The 18429-nt window shown below is 61.3% G+C and carries 15 protein-coding genes; 2 read left to right on the top strand and 13 right to left on the bottom strand.

Going from position 1 to position 18429, the window contains the following annotated elements:
- Positions 1 to 152: 152 nt before the first annotated feature.
- Positions 153 to 1541: a phosphomannomutase/phosphoglucomutase gene (locus DELCS14_RS14185; protein ID WP_013802235.1), complete on the top strand. Its 1389-nt coding sequence runs from the start codon at positions 153 to 155 to the stop codon at positions 1539 to 1541.
- Between the two features lie 15 nt (positions 1542 to 1556).
- Positions 1557 to 2876, top strand: coding sequence for a 3-deoxy-D-manno-octulosonic acid transferase (locus DELCS14_RS14190; protein ID WP_013802236.1), 1320 nt, complete (start codon positions 1557 to 1559; stop codon positions 2874 to 2876).
- Positions 2877 to 2934: 58 nt separating this feature from the next.
- On the opposite strand, the gene DELCS14_RS14195 is transcribed toward DELCS14_RS14190, so the two are convergent.
- The 13 genes from DELCS14_RS14195 to DELCS14_RS30515 form a co-directional block, all read right to left on the bottom strand.
- Positions 2935 to 3348 (bottom strand): type II toxin-antitoxin system VapC family toxin, encoded by a 414-nt coding sequence (locus tag DELCS14_RS14195; protein WP_013802237.1) that lies wholly within the window; start codon positions 3346 to 3348, stop codon positions 2935 to 2937.
- A gap of 11 nt (positions 3349 to 3359) precedes the next feature.
- A complete protein-coding gene (locus DELCS14_RS14200) occupies positions 3360 to 3620 on the bottom strand; it encodes a type II toxin-antitoxin system Phd/YefM family antitoxin (protein WP_013802238.1) in 261 nt (86 codons plus the stop codon).
- Between the two features lie 91 nt (positions 3621 to 3711).
- Positions 3712 to 5133, bottom strand: a complete 1422-nt coding sequence (locus DELCS14_RS14205; RefSeq protein ID WP_013802239.1) for an ATP-binding protein — start codon at positions 5131 to 5133, stop codon at positions 3712 to 3714.
- Positions 5134 to 5135: 2 nt separating this feature from the next.
- Positions 5136 to 5813: a response regulator gene (locus DELCS14_RS14210; protein WP_013802240.1), complete on the bottom strand. Its 678-nt coding sequence runs from the start codon at positions 5811 to 5813 to the stop codon at positions 5136 to 5138.
- 370 nt (positions 5814 to 6183) lie between these two features.
- Positions 6184 to 7659 (bottom strand): TolC family outer membrane protein, encoded by a 1476-nt coding sequence (locus tag DELCS14_RS14215; protein WP_013802241.1) that lies wholly within the window; start codon positions 7657 to 7659, stop codon positions 6184 to 6186.
- A gap of 90 nt (positions 7660 to 7749) precedes the next feature.
- Positions 7750 to 8097, bottom strand: a complete 348-nt coding sequence (locus DELCS14_RS14220; RefSeq protein WP_012205782.1) for a rhodanese-like domain-containing protein — start codon at positions 8095 to 8097, stop codon at positions 7750 to 7752.
- Positions 8098 to 8174: 77 nt separating this feature from the next.
- Positions 8175 to 8885 carry a protein-L-isoaspartate O-methyltransferase gene (locus DELCS14_RS14225; RefSeq protein WP_012205781.1) on the bottom strand — a complete coding sequence of 237 codons (711 nt, stop codon included), beginning with the start codon at positions 8883 to 8885 and terminating at the stop codon, positions 8175 to 8177.
- Between the two features lie 43 nt (positions 8886 to 8928).
- Positions 8929 to 12156: an efflux RND transporter permease subunit gene (locus tag DELCS14_RS14230; RefSeq protein ID WP_013802242.1), complete on the bottom strand. Its 3228-nt coding sequence runs from the start codon at positions 12154 to 12156 to the stop codon at positions 8929 to 8931.
- 2 nt (positions 12157 to 12158) lie between these two features.
- Positions 12159 to 13409, bottom strand: coding sequence for an efflux RND transporter periplasmic adaptor subunit (locus DELCS14_RS14235; protein ID WP_013802243.1), 1251 nt, complete (start codon positions 13407 to 13409; stop codon positions 12159 to 12161).
- The gene (locus DELCS14_RS14240; RefSeq protein WP_013802244.1) at positions 13406 to 14104 is read right to left on the bottom strand and encodes a TetR/AcrR family transcriptional regulator; all 699 of its coding nucleotides are present in this window, start codon (positions 14102 to 14104) and stop codon (positions 13406 to 13408) included. The genes DELCS14_RS14235 and DELCS14_RS14240 overlap by 4 nt, the downstream gene beginning before the upstream one ends.
- Before the next feature lie 387 nt (positions 14105 to 14491).
- Positions 14492 to 15793 (bottom strand): MobF family relaxase, encoded by a 1302-nt coding sequence (gene mobF / locus DELCS14_RS29910; RefSeq protein ID WP_013802245.1) that lies wholly within the window; start codon positions 15791 to 15793, stop codon positions 14492 to 14494.
- On the bottom strand, positions 15794 to 17824 hold the full coding sequence (locus tag DELCS14_RS29915; RefSeq protein WP_013802246.1) for a type IV secretion system DNA-binding domain-containing protein: 2031 nt from the start codon (positions 17822 to 17824) through the stop codon (positions 15794 to 15796).
- Positions 17814 to 18059 carry a hypothetical protein gene (locus DELCS14_RS30515; protein WP_013802247.1) on the bottom strand — a complete coding sequence of 82 codons (246 nt, stop codon included), beginning with the start codon at positions 18057 to 18059 and terminating at the stop codon, positions 17814 to 17816. Before DELCS14_RS30515 ends, DELCS14_RS29915 begins: the two co-directional genes overlap by 11 nt.
- Between the last annotated feature and the right edge of the window lie 370 nt (positions 18060 to 18429).

Consider the following 18429-nt stretch of genomic DNA (forward strand, 5'->3'; position numbering starts at 1 on the left):
GCAACCGCTTGCAGCCGGGGTGATGTGCGCCGGCGCCCCTGCCTGCCGCGCCTACAAGCCTGCCGCGCCTACAATCGCGCCTTGGGCCGCAGCCGGGCCAGGTCCCCAGGCTGCGGCGCCCTGTTTTCAACCGACGAGAAAGCGTTTTCGACGTGCAGGTCGCATCTTCCATCTTCAAAGCCTATGACATCCGCGGCATCGTGCCGTCCACGCTCAACGAGGAGGTCGCGCTTGGCGTGGGCCGCGCCTTCGGCATGGCGGCCCTGGCGGCCGGCGAGACCGTGGTGGCCGTGGGACGCGATGGCCGCCTGTCGGGACCTTCGCTGTCCGCGGCGCTGATCGCCGGCCTGACCGAGGTCGGCATCGAGGTGATCGACATCGGCCTGGCCACCACGCCCATGCTGTACTACGCGGCCAGCACACTGGCGCGCTCTGGCATCCAGGTCACGGGCAGCCACAACCCCAAGGACTACAACGGCTTCAAGATGGTGCTGGCCGGCCGCGCCATCTACGGCGAGGAAATCCAGGCCCTGCGCCGCCGTGTCGAGAGCGATGACTGGACGATCACGGGCACCGGCAGCGTGCGCCGCGCCGATGTGCAGGCCGACTACCAGGCGCGCATCGTGGGTGACGTGAAGCTGGCGCGCCCCATCAAGATCGTGGTGGACTGCGGCAACGGCGTGGCCGGGGCCTCGGCGCCCGGCATCTTCCGCGCCCTGGGCTGCGAGGTGATCGAGCTGTTCTCCGAAGTGGACGGTGAATTCCCCAACCACCATCCCGACCCCAGCAAGCCCGAGAACCTGCGCGACGTGATCGAGGCGCTGCGCACCTCGGACGCCGAGCTGGGCCTGGCCTTCGACGGTGATGGCGACCGCCTGGGCATCGTCACCAAGGACGGCCAGAACATCTTCCCCGACCGCCAGATGATGCTGTTCGCCAAGGACGTGCTCTCGCGCGTGCCGGGCGGCAGCATCGTCTACGACGTGAAATGCACGCAGCGCCTGGCGCCCGCCATCCGCGAGGCCGGGGGCGAGCCCGTGATGTTCAAGACCGGGCACTCCCTGGTCAAGGCCCGCATGAAGGAACTGGACGCGCCGCTGGGTGGAGAGATGAGCGGCCACATCTTCTTCAAGGAGCGCTGGTATGGCTTCGATGACGGCACCTACGCGGGCTGCCGCCTGCTGGAGATCGTCAGCCGCGAGGCCGACCCCAGCGCCTTGCTCAACGCGCTGCCCACCAGCTTTTCCACCCCTGAACTGAACGTGGCCTGCGCCGAGGGCGAGCCCCATCGCCTGGCCGCCGAACTGCAGGCCCTGGCCGCCGAGACCTTTGCTGCACCGGCCCAGGTCAGCACCATCGACGGCCTGCGCGTGGACTGGGCCGACGGCTTCGGCCTGATCCGCGCCAGCAACACCACGCCCGTGCTGGTGCTGCGCTTCGAGGGCCAGACCCAGGAGGCGCTGTCGCGCATCGAGGCGCAGATGCTGGCGCTGCTGGAGCGCGTCAAGCCCGGCGCGCAGGTTGGCGGCGCCGCGCACTGATTTGCGCGCCAGGCGATGACTTCACGCTCTCCCACGTCCTGGGCGCGCGCGCTGTATAGCGTCGTGACCTGGGCGGCGCAGCCGCTGCTGCGCCGCAAGCTGCTGCGCCGCGCCGAGGCCGAGCCCGTCTATGCCGAGCACATTCCCGAGCGCTTTGGCCGCTACCAGCCGGCCACGCTGGGGCAGGACGGACGCGGCCGGTGGATCTGGATCCATGCCGTATCGCTGGGTGAGACGCGCGCTGCCGCCATCTTGCTGACCGCGCTGCGCGAGCGCCTGCCCGGTATGCGCCTGCTGCTGACCCATGGCACGGCCACGGGCCGCACCGAAGGCCGCCGACTGCTGCAGCCCGGCGACCTGCAGGTCTGGCAGCCCTGGGATACGCCAGTGGCCGTGCGCCGCTTCGTGCAGCAATTCAGGCCTGCAGTCGGCGTGCTCATGGAAACCGAGGTCTGGCCCAACCTGGTCGCCATCTGCCGCGAAGAGGGCGTGCCGCTGGCGCTGGCCAACGCGCGGCTCAGCGACAAATCACTGGGCCAGGCGCTGCGCGTGGCGCCGCTGGCGCGGCCCACCTATGCCGCCCTGGCCGCCGCCTGGGCGCAGACCGAGGCCGATGCGCAGCGCCTGCGCCTGCTGGGTGCGCCCGTGCGCGGCGTGCTCGGCAACCTGAAATTCGATGCGCGTCCGGACGCTGCGCTGCTGGAGCGCGCCGGGCAATGGAAGTCCGGCCTGTCCCGCCCTGTGGTGCTGCTGGCCAGCAGCCGCGAGGGCGAGGAGGCCATGCTGCTGTCCGCCCTGCGCACGCTGGGGCCGGCAGGCCGGGCCGTGCAATGGCTGGTCGTGCCGCGCCATCCGCAGCGCTTTGACGAAGTGGCGGCGCTGCTGGCTGGCGGCGGCCTGCATGTCTCGCGCCGCAGCCAGTGGGTGGGTGGCCCGCCCTGCGGGGCTGCGGCGGATGACATCGACATCTGGCTCGGTGATTCGTTGGGCGAGATGGCCCTGTACTACGGCCTGGCCGACGCCACGCTCATGGGCGGCAGCTTTGCGCCGCTGGGCGGCCAGAACCTCATCGAGGCCCTGGCCTGCGACTGCCCCGTGGTGCTGGGGCCGCATACCTTCAACTTCAGCGAAGCCTCGGACCTGGCCTGCGAAGCCGGCGCCGCGCTGCGGGCGCCCGACATGGCACATGGACTGCGCCTGGCCGTGGACCTGGCCGGGGACCGCCAGTCCCACGCCCATGCCGTGGCCCAGGCGCGCGGCTTCCTGGACCAACACCGCGGGGCCGCACAGGCCACGGCGCAGGCGGTGGCCGGGCTGTTGCAGTCGCTCGCCTGATCGTCCTGTGCCAGGGGGCGGGCAGGCAAGACTGCGCAGCAAAAGGGCTTTTGCCCGTTCAGCGAAAGGGCGACTCAAAGGGGTTGACAAGCGCCACGCCAAAATCCGCGAAGTCGCGAATGTTGCGTGTGGCCACGACCAGCCTGTGGCGGATGGCCGTGGCTGCAATCATTGCGTCCTCATACAGCGCATCGGAGCGCCCGTGCATCAGCCGGGCCCAGATGCGGAAGGTCTCGGCATCCATCGGCAGCACGTTGTAGGAGGTGGAGACCAGATCTGCCCAGCGTTCGATTTCCTGGGCCTTCTCAGCATCCTGTTGCCGGGTCAGCTCTATGCCCGCCTGGATTTCGCCCAGGCTGACCGCGGACAGATGGAGCTCCGGCTCAGGCAGGGATTGAAGCCAGGCCAGGACGGCTCCGTGGGGCCTGGGGCGCCGCAGCTCTGAAATGATGTTGGTGTCCAGCAAATACATTTCTGGCGCACTCAGTTGGCGGGTTCGATGGGCCTGCGGTGTGCCGGGCCGCGCGGCGGGATCAGCAGGTCTGCGCGGCCCACTTCCGAGAGCAGCAGTTCCTTGAGCGAAGCAGCTTCGGCAGCGGGATGCAGGCGGCGCCACTCTTGCATCGGAACGAGCACGGCAGTGTCTGCGCCACGCCGGGTCAACACTTGCGGGCCATCGGTCAGGCAGGCTTCGAGAAGCTCGTTGAAGTGGTCTTGGGCATCTTGCACAGGCCAGGATTTCATGATTGCGCTCCTTCGCTCACGGGTTACGGGCCCAGTCTAGTTCCTGGACTGTTGGCTCTGCAATCCTGGGCCCATGCACGCATCAAGGGCCCTATCCTTCCTGCAGCACCGGCAGGCTCACACTCGCCAGCAGCCCTCCATCCTCCGCACTGAGCAGCTCGATGCTGCCGCCGTGCCGCTCGGTCACGGTCCTGGCGATGGCCAGGCCCAGGCCGCTGCCGCTCTGGCTCTGGTCGGGCACGCGGAAGAAGCGGTCGAAGACGCGCTGGCGCCAGGCCTCGGCAATGCCCGGGCCACGGTCGCGCACCTGGAGCACGGCCCGGTCGCCCTGGCGCTGCAGGCGCACGCTGATGGTGGCGTGCGCGGGGCTGTATTTGATGGCGTTGTCCACGAGGTTGTCGATCAGCGAGACCAGGCCTTCGCGTTCGCCCATCACGCTCAGTGGCTCGCTGGCTTCCAGGGCCAGTTCCACCGGGCGGCGGCAGGCCAGGGCGTCGAGTGCGGCGAGCCGGTCTTCCAGCAGCAGGTCCAGGCGCAGCGGCTGCATGGCCATGCCGGGCGCTTCGGTCTCGCTGCGCATGAGTTGCAGCAGCTGGGCCACCATGCGGCTGGCGCGCTGGTTGCTGCGCAGCAGACTGTCCATGAGTTCCTGCTGGCGCGGTTCGCTGCCAAGGCGCAGCAGGGCCTCGACGTTGACGTGCATGGCTGCCAGCGGAGTGCGCAGTTCGTGGGCTGCATCGGCGATGAGGTTGCGCTCGCGCTCGCTGCTGGAGCGCACGCGTGCCAGCAGGGCGTTGATGTCCTGCACCAGCGGCCGCAGCTCGGCGTGTGGCGGCGCATAGATGAGCGCGCTGAGGTCGTCGGGGCCGCGTGTGGCCAGCTCGTCGCCCACGCGGCGCAGCGGGCGCAGCGCCGCGCGCACCGACCACCAGGCCGGAAAGGCCAGGAAGGGGAGGCTGATCAGCAGCGGCAGCAGGTAATAGCTGCGGGTGTTGAGGGTGATCAGCAGTTCCTTGAAGGACGGCAGCATCAGCGTGACTTCGGTCTGGCCCGAGGCCGAGCGCAGCGTGCTCATGCGCCAGGTCTGCCCTTCGAAATCTATGTCCTCGACCGTGTCCAGCACGCGGTTGCGCAGGGTGGGTGCCGGCGTGGGCGAGCGGTACAGGAGCTGGCCGCGCTGCCAGACCAGCAGCGTGGGCGTGAAGCGGATGTCGTCGTCTCCGTCGCCGTACTCATGGCGCAGGGCCGTGTCCAGCGCGGCCAGGCTGTGCTGCTGGCGGTCCGGAAGGTCGGCCAGGTCCTCGGCCACTGCCATGACAAGTTCGTAGACAGGCTTGCTGACCAGCAATTCATTGTGGAAGTGGGCCATGTAGATGGCTGCCACCAGCAACGCGGTCCAGATCGCGGTGAGCACGCCCATCTGGGCCAGCAGCATCCGCCGGCCCAGTGTGGGCCGCAGCCAGCGGCGCCATCTCGGGCTGGCCTGGTGCCCCTGCAGGGTGTGCGATGTCATGGTCAGGACAGGGGGGCCATCGGCTGCGAGTCGATGACATAGCCAATGCCGCGCACCGTGCGTATGAAGCCCGGCCCGATCTTGCGGCGCAGGTTGGAGACATGGACCTCCAGCGCATTGCTGCCGTTGGCGCTGCCACCCGGGATGACTTCCTCCTCGATGCCGCTGCGCGTGACCACGCGGTCCATGCGCCGCAGCAGCAGGGCCAGCAGGTCGAATTCGCAGCGGGACAGCTCGACGTTCTGGCCTGCAACGCTGACACGGCGCGTGGGCTCGTGCAGCGACAGGCCGCGCAGATGCAGCGTGCCGTCGCCCTGCCCATAGCTGCGGCGTGCCAGGGCGCGCACGCGTGACACCAGTTCGGCCAGGGCAAAGGGCTTGACCAGATAGTCATCGGCGCCGCTGTCCAGGCCGTGCAGCCGGTCGTGCAGGCTGTCGCGTGCGCTCAGGATCAGCACGGGCAGGCGGCGCCATTCGCGGCGCAGGCGCGTGAGCAGGCTGATGCCGTCGCCATCGGGCAGGCCCAGGTCCAGCAGCACCATCTCGAAGCTTTGCTGCTCCAGCGTGCGCAGCGCGTCGGACAGGCGGCGCACCCAGACCACGTCCATGGCGTGATCGCCCAATGCGATGCGCACGCCATTGCCCAGATCCAGATCGTCCTCCACCAGCAGCAGTCTCATCGTGTGTTTCCTGTGCCGCTCCCATGCCGCGGACCGGCGCCTGCGGGAGGGCTGCCGCGAGTATCGGTCAAGGCGGGGACGATGCGCTTCAGCATCCCTTCAGGAAAGCCGGGGCAGGTCTTCAGGCTGGTTTGCCACAGTGGCCCGCTCGACAACTCCCACGAAGGCAAGGCGCGCATGCCAAGACTCTCCCGCTGTTCCTTGCCGAGCCGTCTGGCGGTGCTGTGCGCGCTGGCTGCCTGGATGCTGGTCGTGGCGGGTTTGCGTGCCTCGGCTTTCCCAGAGCACAGGACTGCGGCGCCAGGCGCGCGGCCTGCGGCGGCCGGGCATCAGCCCGGGGTACTGCCGGCCGTGCGGGCGCTTCAGGGATTCAAGGGGCTGGCGCGCGGAGCGACAGCGCATCGATGGCGCGCAGGTCGTCGTCGCTGAGCGTGCCGGCGGCCTGGCGCAGCTTGAGCTGGCCCAGCAGCACCTGGTAGCGCGCCAGGGCCAGGTCGCGCTGGGTCTGGTAGAGCTGGCTTTGCGCGTTGAGCACGTCGATGTTGATGCGCACGCCGACCTCGTAGCCGAGCTTGTTGGCGTCCAGCGCGCTTTGGCTGGACGCCAGCGCGGCCTCCAGCGCCTTGACCTGGGCCTGGCCCGACTGCACGCCGAAGAAGGCCGTGCGCGTGCTCTGCTCCACGTTGCGCTGGGCGTCGTCCAGCTGTGCCCGCGCCTTGTCTTCCAGCGCCAGGGTTTCCTTGATGCGGTTTTGCACGGCAAAGCCGGCGAACAGGGGCAGGTTCATGACCACGCCCACGCTGGCGGCATTGGTGCGGTAGCTGGTGCCGATCTGCGGTGTGACCGAGCCATTGGGATAGCGGTTGACCACGTAGCCGGCCTGCAGGTCCACGGTAGGCTTGTGACCGGCCTCGGCTTTCTTCGTTTCCAGCTGGGCGATGTCCAGCGCCAGGCGGGCCTGGCGCAACTGGGGCTGGCCTTGCAGTGCGGTGTCCACCCAGGCCTGGGCATCGGCGGGCATCAGGGCCGGCAACTGCAGCGGCTGGGCCAGGGGGCGGGGCACGGTGCCCACGGCGCCAACGATCTGGTCCAGCACCAGGCGCTTGACGCGCAGATCGTTCTCGGCGGCGATTTCCTGCGCGCCGGCCAGATCGAACCGGGCCTGGGCTTCGCGCGAGTCGGTGATGGTGGCCGTGCCGACCTCGAAGTTGCGCTTGGCGAATTCCAGCTGCTGTGCAATGGCGGCCTTCTGTGCCTTGACCACGGCCAGGCTGTCCTGGGCGCCGAGGACATCGAAGTAGGCCTGGGCCACGCGCACCAGCAGGTTCTGCTCGCCGCTGTCCAACTGGGCGCGCGCCACGTCCACGCCGCGCTGGCCCTGGTCGTAGGCGATCTTGTTGGCCGGGCGGTACAGCGGCTGCTGGGCGCTGAGCTGCAGGTTCTGCTGGGGCGAGCGAAAGCTCCCCGGCAGCACGCTGACTTCCACATGCGAGGTGTTGGCACCGGCCTGCAGACCCACGCTGGGCAACAGGCCCGAGCGTGCCTGCTCGGCGCGGCTGGCGGCCGCCTGGGCGTCGGCCTGCTGGGCCTGCCACTGGGCGTCGTAGCCGCGGGCCTTGGCCACCAGTTCGGACAGGTTCTGGCCCGTGGCCGCAGACGCTGTCAGAGAGGGCAGGGCAGACTGCGGGGCCGCAGGGGCGGGCGCAAGGACGGCTGGGGCAGGAGCTTGCGCCAGGGCCGAGCCCATGCCCGCCGCGCACAGCAGCAAGGCCATGTGGCGCAGGGGCCAGGCGTATGGGCGGGTCAGGGCGGAAGCGACAGGGGCAAGGGGCCGAAGCAGGGGCATAGAGGTCCTCGAATCAAAACACAGTCGTCACGAAGCACCGGGGACGGCGGGTGTACCGCCGTGTCCCGGGTTTCTTTTGCGTGTTGCCGCTCAGTAGCGCGGCACGCCTGGGTCGCGCTCGCGCGACCAGGCATCGATGCCTCCGCTGATATTGGCCACGGTCTCGAAGCCGTTGTTCATCAGGAAGGCAGCGACATGCATGCTGCGTGCGCCGTGATGGCACAGGCAGGCTGTGGGGTGATCCGGATCGAGTTCCTGCAGGCGCGAGGGAATCTCGCCCATGGGGATGCAGCGCAGCTCGAAGCCCTCGGGGCGTACGCTGGCCTGGGCCACTTCCCAGGGCTCGCGCACGTCCAGCACCAGGGGCAGGGCATCGGAGCCGCTGGAGTGCTGGTTCAGCCAATCGTTGAGTTGCGCGGGAGGCACTTGGGGAAGCATCGGAAAGATCCTTGCGGAATGGAGTGGAGTTGCCGCAGCGGCCGAAATCCTCTGGACCCCGGCCGCCGTGGCGGATTTCAGAACGTGAAGCGCGAAGGCTCTTCGAAGTTGGCCAGGCGTGCGGTCACCACGTCCCAGGGCTGGCTGGTTTCGAACTGGTGGCCGTTCTTTTGCACCAGCGTGAAACGCATCATGGGCAGTTGGCCGACGATGGCTGCCAGGCGGCCGCCGTCGTTGAGCTGGGCCAGCAGGGCCTGCGGCACCTGGGCGACCGAGCCGCTGAGCACGATGGCGTCGAACTGGCCCAGAGCGGCCGCTGCCGTGGCGCCATCGGCCAGCTTGACCTCGGCATTGGTGATGCCGGCGCCCAGCAGGTTCTCGCGGGCCATCTCGGCCAGCTCGGGCACGATCTCCAGTGTCACGACTTCCTTGGCCTGGGCGGCCAGCAGGGCGGCCATGTAGCCCGAGCCGGCGCCGATTTCCAGCACGCGGTCGGTGGGCTTGATCTTCAGGTCCTGCAGCATGCGGGACTCGATGCGCGGGGCCAGCATGCACCAGCCCTTGGCGGCGGCTTCCTCGGCCGGGGCGACCAGGGGGATTTCCAGGTCCATGAAGGCCAGGCCGGCATGCTCGGGCGGCACGAAATTCTCGCGGTGCACCTTGCCCAGCAGTGCCAGCACTTCTTCATCAAGCACGTTCCAGGGGCGGATCTGTTGCTCGATCATGTTGTAGCGCGCGTGCGCTTGGGCGCTGTGGTGTTCGGGCAGGCTGTTCAGGGGCAGGCTCATGGGGTATCTCCGGAGAAAGACTTGTCAGGACAAACCTTTGATTCTACGAGTCTCGCGGCGGGGTGGGGGCGCTGGCGGCGCCTTGGCCGGGTGCCGCGTCGTGCCGGTTGCCGTTCCACAGGCGCCGCAGCCACTGGGAGAAGTCGTCAAGGTAGCAATAGACCACGGGCACGACCACCAGGGTCAGCAGCGACGAGGTGACCACGCCGCCGATCACCGACTGGCCCATGGGCGCGCGCTGCTCGGAGCCTTCGCTGAGTGCGAAGGCCAGCGGCACCATGCCGAAGATCATGGCCAGCGTGGTCATCAGAATGGGGCGCAGCCGCACGCGTGCTGCCAGCAGCAGGGCCTGCTCGCGCGGCAGGCCGTCGCGGATCTGGCCGGTGTCCGGGTCGCTGTGCGGCCCGCGCGCGCGGATGGCGAAGTCCACCAGCAAGATGGCGTTCTTGGTGACCAGTCCCATGAGCATGACCACGCCGATGATGGAGAACATGGACAGGGCCGAGCCGAACATCATCAGCGCCAGCACCACGCCGATCAGCGTCAGCGGCAGCGAGGTCATCAGCGCCAGCGGCTGCAGGAAGCTCTTGAACTGGCTGGCCAGGATCATGTAGATGAAGATGATGGCCAGCGCCAGGGCAGACACCGCATAGCCGAACGATTCGTTCATGCTCTTGGTGGCGCCGCTGAACTGTGTGCGGTAGCCGGGCGGCAGGGCGATGTCGGCCAGGGCATTGCGGATGTCGGCCGAGACCTCGCCGCTGGAGCGCAGGTAGACGTTGCCGCTGAAGGCGACCTCGCGCGTCATGTCGCGGCGGTTGATCTGGCTGGGGCCGGTGGCGGGCGTGACGGTTGCCACCTGGTTCAGCCGCACGATGCGCATGCCGCCGTCGCCCGAGGTGGAGGGCAGGGCGAAGGGCAGCCGCTCCAGGTCCTGGGGCGTGCTGCGCGACTCGGGCGCCAGGCGCACCTTGACGTCATAGGTCTGGTCGTCGCTGGCGCGCCAGTTGCCCACGGTCTGGCCGGCCACCCAGGTGCGCAGAGCCGTTGCCATGGAGCCTACCGACAGGCCCAGGTCGGCGGCCGCATCGCGCCGCACGGTGATGTCGATCACGGGCTTGTCGGGCTTGAGGCTGCTGTCCAGGTCCACCAGTCCGGGAATGCCGCGCAGGCGTTCCATCACCACGCGGTTCAGGCGCTCCAGCTCGCCCAGGTCCGGGCCCTGCAGCGAGAATTCGACCTGTTTTTGCCCGCCCACGGGCTCGCGCTGGCCCACATGGGTGACGGTGATGCCGGGCACGCTTTGCAACTGCTCGCGCAGCACGCCCGACAGTTCATCGCCGCTGCGCTGGCGCAGGTGGCGGTCCAGCAGGCGGATGTAGATGCTGGCGTATATCTTGCCCTGGGCCGTGCCGGTGTTGATGGTGGCCAGCGTGTAGCGGACCTCGGGCAGGGCGCGGATGATGGCATCGACCTGGCGGGCCTTGGCCTCCGTGGCCTCGATGGACGAGCCCACGGGCGTGTTGAAGCTCACCGTGGTCTCCGAGAAATCGGCCTTGGGCACGAATTCCGTGCCCAGCAGCGGCACCAGGAAGATGCTGGCCACGAAGATGGCCAGCGCCGCCGCCAGCGTGGTGATCTTGTGGCGCAGCGCCCAGCCCAGCACGTCCTGGTAGAAGTGGGACAGCGAGTCGGTAGCGCGCTCGAACCAGGCCGTGACCCGTCCCAGCGTGCGGTCGTAGAGGCTGTTGCCGCGCTTGTCGCCATGGGCGTGGATGGTCGGGTCATGCCAGACGCTGGAGAGCATGGGGTCCAGCGTGAAGCTCACGAACATGGAGATCATCACGGCCGCCACGATCGTGATGCCGAATTCGTGGAAGAACTTGCCGATGATGCCGCCCATGAAGCCGATGGGCAGGAACACCGCCACGATGGACAGCGTGGTGGCCAGCACGGCCAGGCCGATCTCCTGCGTGCCGTCGAGCGCGGCGGCATGCGCGTCCTTGCCCATCTGCACGTGGCGCACGATGTTCTCGCGCACCACGATGGCGTCGTCGATCAGCAGGCCCACGCACAGCGACAGCGCCATCAGCGTGATCATGTTGATCGAGAAGCCGAACCAGTACATGAACAAAAAGGTGCCGATCAGCGCAATGGGCAGCGTCAGCCCCGTGATCACCGTGGAGCGCCAGGAGTTCAGGAACAGGAAGACGATGAGCACCGTCAGTGCCGCGCCCTCGATCAGCGTCTGGCGCACGTTGTTGACGGCCACGCGGATGGGGCGGGCGCTGTCGGCAATCGGCTCCAGCCGCACGCCGGCCGGCACTTCGGCGGCGATCTCGCGCAGCGTGGCGTTCAGGCCGTCCACGACTTCGATGGTGTTCTCGTCCTGGGCCTTTTGCACGGACAGCAGCAGGGTGCGGCTGCTGTTGTACAGGGCCACGGTCTCCAACTCGCCCGCGCCGTCCTGCACGCGGGCCAGCTGGCCCAGCCGCACGGGCGCGCCGCCGCGCTGGGCGACGATGATGCGCTCGAAGTCCTGCGGGCGCTTCATGCGTGCGTCGATCTGCACCACGCGCTCCTGCTCGCGCGAGCGGATGGCGCCCAGCGGCAGGTCCTGGTTCTCGCTGCGCACGGCGTTCACGATCTGGTCGGGCGTGATGGCATAGGCTTCCAGCGCCTCGGGCTGCAGGTAGATGTTGATCTCGCGCGGGGTGGCGCCCACCAGGTTGACGGCGCCCACGCCGCGCACGTTCTCCAGCCGCTTCTTGAGGACCTGGTCGGCCCAGCTGGTCAGCGCGACGGCATCGGGCGCCTTGGCGCCGCCATCGGCCTGGGGCAGCACGGCCACGGACCAGATGGGCGAGCTGGCCGGATCGAAGCGCAGCACGCGCGGCTCCTTGACCTCGTCGCGCAGGGTGGGACGCACCGAGGCCACCTTCTCGCGCACGTCTTCGGCAGCGCGGCGGCCATCGACATGCAACTGGAATTCGATGATGACGACGCTGGTGCTCTCATAGCTGCGCGAGGTCAGCGCGTTGATGCCGGCAATGGAGTTGACGCCTTCCTCGATCTTCTTGGTGACCTCGGACTCCACGATCTCGGGCGAGGCGCCCGGATAGTCCACCGTGACCACGACCACGGGGAAGTCCACATTCGGGAACTGGTCCACCTTGAGCCGCTGGTAGGAAAACACACCCAGCACCATGAGAGCCAGCATGAGCATGGTGGCGAACACAGGGTTGGCCAGGCTGACGCGCGTGAACCACATGGTCAGCGGGCTCCCGGGGCTGGCGCAGCCTGGGGTTGCTGCACCTGTTGCAACGGTTGCAACGGTTGCAACTGCACGGCCGTGCCCGCGCGCAGGCCGCCCACGCTACCGGCCAGTACCCTGTCACCGGCCTGCAGGCCGGTGGATACGGCGATCCAGGTGGCGCCATCCTGCGCGCTCTGGCTGCCCAGCGTGACCGGGCGATGCTGCACGCGCAGCAGGCTCTTGTCCGCTTCGGACTCACCCGCAGGCTGCAGCAACTGGACATAGGGCTGGGGCTGGTCGGTGCGCACGGCGGTCAGGGGCACGGCCAGCTGTTCGGTCTGCCCCGTGACGATGCTGCCCTGCAGGTACAGGCCCGGGCGCACGATGGGGATGGATCTGCCGGCGGCGCCTGCGTTGACCGGTGCAGCCTGCACACGCAGATAGACGGCCACGCTGCGCGAACCTGCCTGGGCGCTGGGGTTGATGCGCACCACGCGAGCGGGCACGGCGGCCACATCGTCGCCCGCGCCCTGAACCTGCAACTGGGCTTGCTGGCCGACCTGCACGCGCACCGAATCGGCGGGCGCCAGCTGGGCCACGACTTCGAGGTCGGACGGATCGACGATTTCCAGCACCCGCGTTTCCACGCCCACGCGCTCGCCGTCCTGCACCAGGCGCTGTGAAACCTGGCCGTCCATGGGACTGCGCAGCACGCTGTCGGTCACGCTCTTGCGGGCCACATCGGCGGCGGCCTGGGCGGCGGCCAGGTTGGCGCGTGCGGCGTCGAGGTTGGATTGGGAGGTGGCCAGCGCCGTGGTCGAAATGAAGCCTTGCGTGACCAGGGCCTGGTTGTTGTCGTGCTGGCGCTGGGATAGCTGCAGCTGCGCCTGGGCCGCGTCGGCCTGCTGGCGGGCCTGGCGCCAGCGGGCCTCGACCTCGGTGGCGTCCACGCGGGCCAGTTCCTGGCCCTTGCGCACGCTGTCGCCCTCGCGCACCTGCAGGCCGCGCAGCTCGCCGGCCACATAGGCCTTGACCACGGCGCTGCGCACGGCCTGCACCACGCCGCTGACGGGCACGGTCAATTGCAGCTGGCGCGGCTGCAGCGGCACCACCTCCTGCGGACCCACGCGCACCGGCATCTCGCGCGGCTGGGTAGCTGCGGCGATGGCGCTTTGCTTGCTGTGCCGGGTGGATGCGGCGCGCCATACGCTGGCGCCGATGGCGATCAATAAGGCCAGGCCGATCAGCCAGCCGGTGCGACGCTTCATGGTGTGGGCGGGGAGGAGGGTGGTGTGGTGGCTGCAAGGGGCTGGCACATGCCATGCAGCAGGTAGTCGATCTGGGATTCCAGAAACTGCTCGGGATCGAAGTCACCATGGGGCAGGCAGCCGCCCAGCGAATGCTTCCAGATCATCAGAAACATCATCGGGGCGACCACGCAGTGCACGGACAGGTCCAGATCCATGGGCCGGAACTCGCCGCGCTCGACGCCGCGCTGCAGGATGCGCCGGATCAGCTCATGGCCTGGAAGAACCACTTCCTGGTGGTAGAACTGAGACAGCTCGGGAAAATTGCCCGCCTCGCTGAGCATGAGCTTGGTGATGCCCGACGCCTTGGTGCTGCCGATGCGTTCCCACCAGGACTTGAAGCAGTAGCGCAGCAGATCGGTTGAAGGCGCGCAGTAGTTGTCGAGCTCTTCGCTCCACTCGCCGAAGCGGCCCGCGATGCTGTGGCGCACCACGGCCTTGAAAAGCTCCTGCTTGCTCGCGAAATAGAGAAACAGCGTGCCCTTGGAGACCCCGGCGCGGGCGGCGACTTCTTCGACGCGGGTGGCGGCGTAGCCCTTTTCCACGAAGAGGTCGAGTGCCGCTTCCAGCAACTCGCCGGGACGCTCCTGCTTGCGGCGGCTGCGCTTTCCGGAAGGCTCGGCGGGGGCGGGTGAAGAGGCGGGGGAGTCGGTCACGGAAAATTAATGACTGATGGGTTAGTTATCGTAACCGCAGAACCGTTCGTCGTCACCTGGCTTGTGCATGGGCTAACCTGTAGGAGCGACGGCCCGCATGCATTGCGTGTGGTCATTTTTTCGATTTCTTCACAGAAAAGGCGCATATGGCGACTGAAACCATTTATCTGGGCGGCGGCTGTTTCTGGTGCACAGTAGCAATCTAGCTATGTAACTTGTTGAAAATAAACAAGAAAAATCACAGTAGTGCAAATGTCACCTAATTTGTAGTGCAATTTGGGTATGGGGCTTGCCCCATGTAGCGAAGCGGTAACGGCTGTCCTGCCTTCCTTCTTCTTCTTGATAAACACGGGGTCCTCTCCCCCTCGTGTAGAGGGGGCTGGGGGGTTAGTGGTCTTTTGAACTTCTATCAAATCTAGTTCTTTCTCTACCTTTTGTTTTTTCACTTTCTTTGTTTTTCTCAATAGTTTTTTCCAACTCTTTTCTTTGAAGCTCTGCTAGTTGTTGTTGTAGTTCTTGAAGTTGAAAGCCCAAAGATAAAAACTGACTAAAAACTTGAAGTCTGTTCGGATCGTCTTGTTTCATTGAAGAAAGTTGAGCTTGAAGACTGCCTAAACTTGCTTGTAGTTGTACACAACTATTGTGAAGCTGTTCCCTTGTTGAGCCTGAAAAGCTTGCTACAGATTTTGATGAAATTCCTCGGGGCTTGACTTTTGACAATTTTGCAATATTCTTAAATATTGAAATTTGTCTAGTTGTTCTGTTGTTCAAAGTAGCTGATTTGTTGAAAGACTTATCGGCTATTTTTGTTTCTATACTAGCATTTCTCATTGAATTCAATCTCTCTTCATTGAAGCCGAATTTTTCTTGTAGTTCTTTGTTCCAATTTTGTTGAAGCTTAGATAAATCGTAGTCTTTTTTAGTTTGACGACTTGCAAGACTTGCTAAGTCTTTATCTCTATAGCTTGCATTGTCTCCTGCTAATTTTTCAATCTGTTCTTTTCTTTTTGAAAAATAGTCTCTTTCTTCTTTGTTGATACCGATAATTCTAGATAAGCCTTTTTCATTGAAAACGGTCTTAAGTCCTAGCTGTTTTTCTAGCTCTCTAGCAATAGACTTTTGAAAAATATTCCCTAGATATTTCTGATTTTTAAATAGCTTGCTCACATCATTTGCATAAGCTTTACCCTTGCTGTTGAAGCTCACAGGCATCAAGAGATTGTGATAGTGCTCTTGCGGGTCTAGCTCTCTACTTGTAGAGTGATGGAAAGTTCCAAACACTGAATTTGTCTCAAAATTCTTTGTTGTTACCCCGTTTTTTGTTTCTCTAACTGCAATGAACTTTTGAGCTTCTTGCAAAGTTTCTTTGACAGCATTGAGAGTAATTTTGTCTATTGTTTCTGCCAGTTGGGGGTAGGCTGCTTTTAATATTGATAAATCTTTATTGCAAGATAAAGTTAAATCATAAGTTCTGTGCTTGCCAGTTTGATAAGTAAGATTTTTGCCATCCGGTGATTGGCCTTTAAATAGCTTATTGTATTCGTCTATCGTAAGTTCATCTTTTAGACCTAAAAATTCTTTAGCAGAGCCGAGCCAAAAACCTTTGCTTTCTTTGTCGTAATAGTTTTCTTTTTCGCCGTACTCATTGGTATAGTAGCTACTATTTTTTGATTGTTTTATTCTTAACATTTATTTTCTCCCTTTTAGTTTTTTTAATTTTTCCTCAGTTGTCAGAGTGTTAGTATTCTTTGTGGGTGGCTCTATAGCCTCTAGAACCTCTACAGCCGTGTTCAGCAAGCCAACGGCATGGCTTGGGTCAGCGAGGCTCACAAGAGCCTCTAAGCCGATTTTTGCTATCTCGTCGGTTTCTTCTTTAGAAGAAGAGCTTTCAGCCGATGGCTGTTCTGACTTCGTAGTTAGATTTTCTTCAAAATCTACAGAGAATTGAATTCCATCTTTTCCTTGAAAAGATTGGGTTTGTTCAACATTTTTGCTTGCAGTATTCATAACGATCTCTTTGCTTTCTTTATTCTTTTGCTTGAAAGTATTTGTTATAAATTTCTTGTTGTTCGCTTTGCATTGAGCTTGTCTTTGCTCAATGATTTCTTTGCCAAAATCTTTGAATGGAATTTTAACTACTGCAAAAATGGGATTTTGCACAGTCTTGATGCAGACAAAAACACCTGTTTTATCGGGGCCTAAAATATTCTTTAGAATGAGCGGATCATTTTTTACGTCTCTTTCTTGAGTTCTCTCTGATGAGCTTTGACCATCCTTGTTAAAATTTGCAGATTGTGAAGTTTCAATGATTTTGTAAGAGCCTAGAATATTTTCATAGTCTTTTACATCGTCTGTAGCCATTCTGCATATTACTAAGTTGGGAAACGTAGAAAGAAAATCGTTTGCTAAATCTTTGTTTTTTGTAAAGTGAAGTGCTTGAGTTCTTCTCTGTAAGCAAATAACTAGCCTAATTCCGGCCTGTCGGCCCAGGTCGTTTAACCCGTTAAATTTTGGTATATCCAAGAATTTTGCAAAGGCATTGAATTCATCAAGAAGAAATCTGAATTCTTTATTCTTCAATTTCTTTGAAAAATTCAAGTATTCACTATCTAATAGAAATGCTGTTGCAACATTGACAAAGCAAGCAACTACAGAGCTTGCAATGCTTTCATAAGTTGCATCGTTTCTTATGATGATATGCTTGTATTTTGCTCTTCTGTAGATGAAGTCTTTTACATTCAGCCTGCTTTTTTCGTCGTGCCAGAAATTTGCAATTGACTGCCATTTTATGATGGTTGGAACACAAGAGCCAATAATTCCATCAACCATGTTATTTCCATCTTTGGAAATTAAGTTTCCTAGTGGTGCGTAAAATTCTTTGAGATTGTGGAAGTCTTCGGCTGTTTGCTTTGCGTAAAATTCTTGACAAATATCTATTTCTTGCCAATCTTTTTCTTTTTCTTTGCAGAGTTTTAAGCAAATAGCTTTAATCACTGCATATGATGTTTCATACCAATAACTGTCGCCGTCAGGTTTTGTCCCGTGAAAAGATAAAATAAACAAGTCAAGAATTGCATCTTGCTTGTTCTTATCTTTGTTGAAAATCATGCCCCCAAAATCTATGGCTTTTGTTTGTTCAAGCCATGGGGCAATCACTGCAATCTTTTCCCCGACTGAAAGATATTTGTCTGTGTAGTCGCCCTTGGGGTCGTGAACAATTGAGTAGCTGCCGGCCTGAATACTGGCTTCGTGGTAGCGGTCAAGAGTCACTGTCTTGCCTGAGCCTTGTTCTCCAGTGATGAGAGTGGCCACCTCGGCGGCCCTCTTGGATAGCTGTACCAGGTCAGTGAGCTGTAAAGCCTTGGGAGCGGGCTCGTAGCTGTTGAACTGCTCTAAAGCTGTTTCGTCGTAGACAAGTCGCGGGCTGTTCAAGTCTTTTATCTTGAGTCGTTGAAATGGCTTGACAAACTTGACTGCTGGATAGCTTGCAATGATTGTTGAGACAATGATGTAAAAAGTTAGCTTGTCTTTGATTTTCAGAGCTTCTTTGAACTCGTAGCCTTGTGCTTTGAAAAATAGAAAAAATAAAAAAGTGGAGAAGCAAAAACCTAAGATGAAGAAGAAAACATGTTGGTCAAGATAAGTTCTGTAGTCTTCGTTTGAGATTTGATAATCTGTTTTTCTTGAACGAGCATAGAGTATTTTTCTTTTAGTTATCATTTTTTAACTCGTCTATTTTTTGATTTATCTCCAAAAGAATTTCTGCAAGGGTTGCAAAGTTGTCTTCAAATTTCTTGTTGCTTTCAATTTTCTTTTGCTCTTCAAAGAAAAGTTCAAGCGAAGTTTCCACTAAATATGTGAGAGAAATATTTTTCTCTTTGACAAATTCTTGAGCTTTCTTGTGAAGAAAGTAATTTAATCCGGCTGATATTTTTATCTTGTTTTTATTTTGCATATGTATTCCTTTGTTGCTTATTTATAGTATTCTAAAAATACTAAAAATCAAGTCTTCGTCGGAATACTTTCAAAATCTCTTGCAAGCCTTATTTCATAAGGCTTTGAGTGGAATACTAAAGCCGTCTTAGAGTTGTTTTGTATTCTTCTCGTATTCCATAGAAAAACCCTGGTTTTCAGAGAGGGGCAGAGCCCTATGCAAGCCCGTCAGGGGTTGCGACAGGTGTAAAAGTATTCTGTCTTGTCCCTTGGAGTGGAATACGGTATTTTCTAGGGGGTCAAAAAGTAGTGTTACTTTTACGGGGGTAAATTGAGAAAGATAAAAATTTCAAGAGGCAAAAAAGAAAAGGGCTACATTTCTGTAGCCCTTT

Source organism: Delftia sp. Cs1-4 (genome assembly GCF_000214395.1).
GTDB lineage: Bacteria > Pseudomonadota > Gammaproteobacteria > Burkholderiales > Burkholderiaceae_C > Comamonas > Comamonas acidovorans.

Bases quoted from the DNA above. Each gene is read 5' to 3' on its own strand.
- DELCS14_RS14190 (WP_013802236.1), top strand. From the start codon at position 1,557: ATGACTTCACGCTCTCCCACGTCCTGGGCGCGCGCGCTGTATAGCGTC.
- DELCS14_RS14195 (WP_013802237.1), bottom strand. From the start codon at position 3,348: ATGTATTTGCTGGACACCAACATCATTTCAGAGCTGCGGCGCCCCAGG.
- DELCS14_RS14200 (WP_013802238.1), bottom strand. From the start codon at position 3,620: ATGAAATCCTGGCCTGTGCAAGATGCCCAAGACCACTTCAACGAGCTT.
- DELCS14_RS14205 (WP_013802239.1), bottom strand. From the start codon at position 5,133: ATGACATCGCACACCCTGCAGGGGCACCAGGCCAGCCCGAGATGGCGC.
- DELCS14_RS14210 (WP_013802240.1), bottom strand. From the start codon at position 5,813: ATGAGACTGCTGCTGGTGGAGGACGATCTGGATCTGGGCAATGGCGTG.
- DELCS14_RS14215 (WP_013802241.1), bottom strand. From the start codon at position 7,659: ATGCCCCTGCTTCGGCCCCTTGCCCCTGTCGCTTCCGCCCTGACCCGC.
- DELCS14_RS14220 (WP_012205782.1), bottom strand. From the start codon at position 8,097: ATGCTTCCCCAAGTGCCTCCCGCGCAACTCAACGATTGGCTGAACCAG.
- DELCS14_RS14225 (WP_012205781.1), bottom strand. From the start codon at position 8,885: ATGAGCCTGCCCCTGAACAGCCTGCCCGAACACCACAGCGCCCAAGCG.
- DELCS14_RS14230 (WP_013802242.1), bottom strand. From the start codon at position 12,156: ATGTGGTTCACGCGCGTCAGCCTGGCCAACCCTGTGTTCGCCACCATG.
- DELCS14_RS14235 (WP_013802243.1), bottom strand. From the start codon at position 13,409: ATGAAGCGTCGCACCGGCTGGCTGATCGGCCTGGCCTTATTGATCGCC.
- mobF (WP_013802245.1), bottom strand. From the start codon at position 15,793: ATGTTAAGAATAAAACAATCAAAAAATAGTAGCTACTATACCAATGAG.
- DELCS14_RS29915 (WP_013802246.1), bottom strand. From the start codon at position 17,824: ATGATAACTAAAAGAAAAATACTCTATGCTCGTTCAAGAAAAACAGAT.
- DELCS14_RS30515 (WP_013802247.1), bottom strand. From the start codon at position 18,059: ATGCAAAATAAAAACAAGATAAAAATATCAGCCGGATTAAATTACTTT.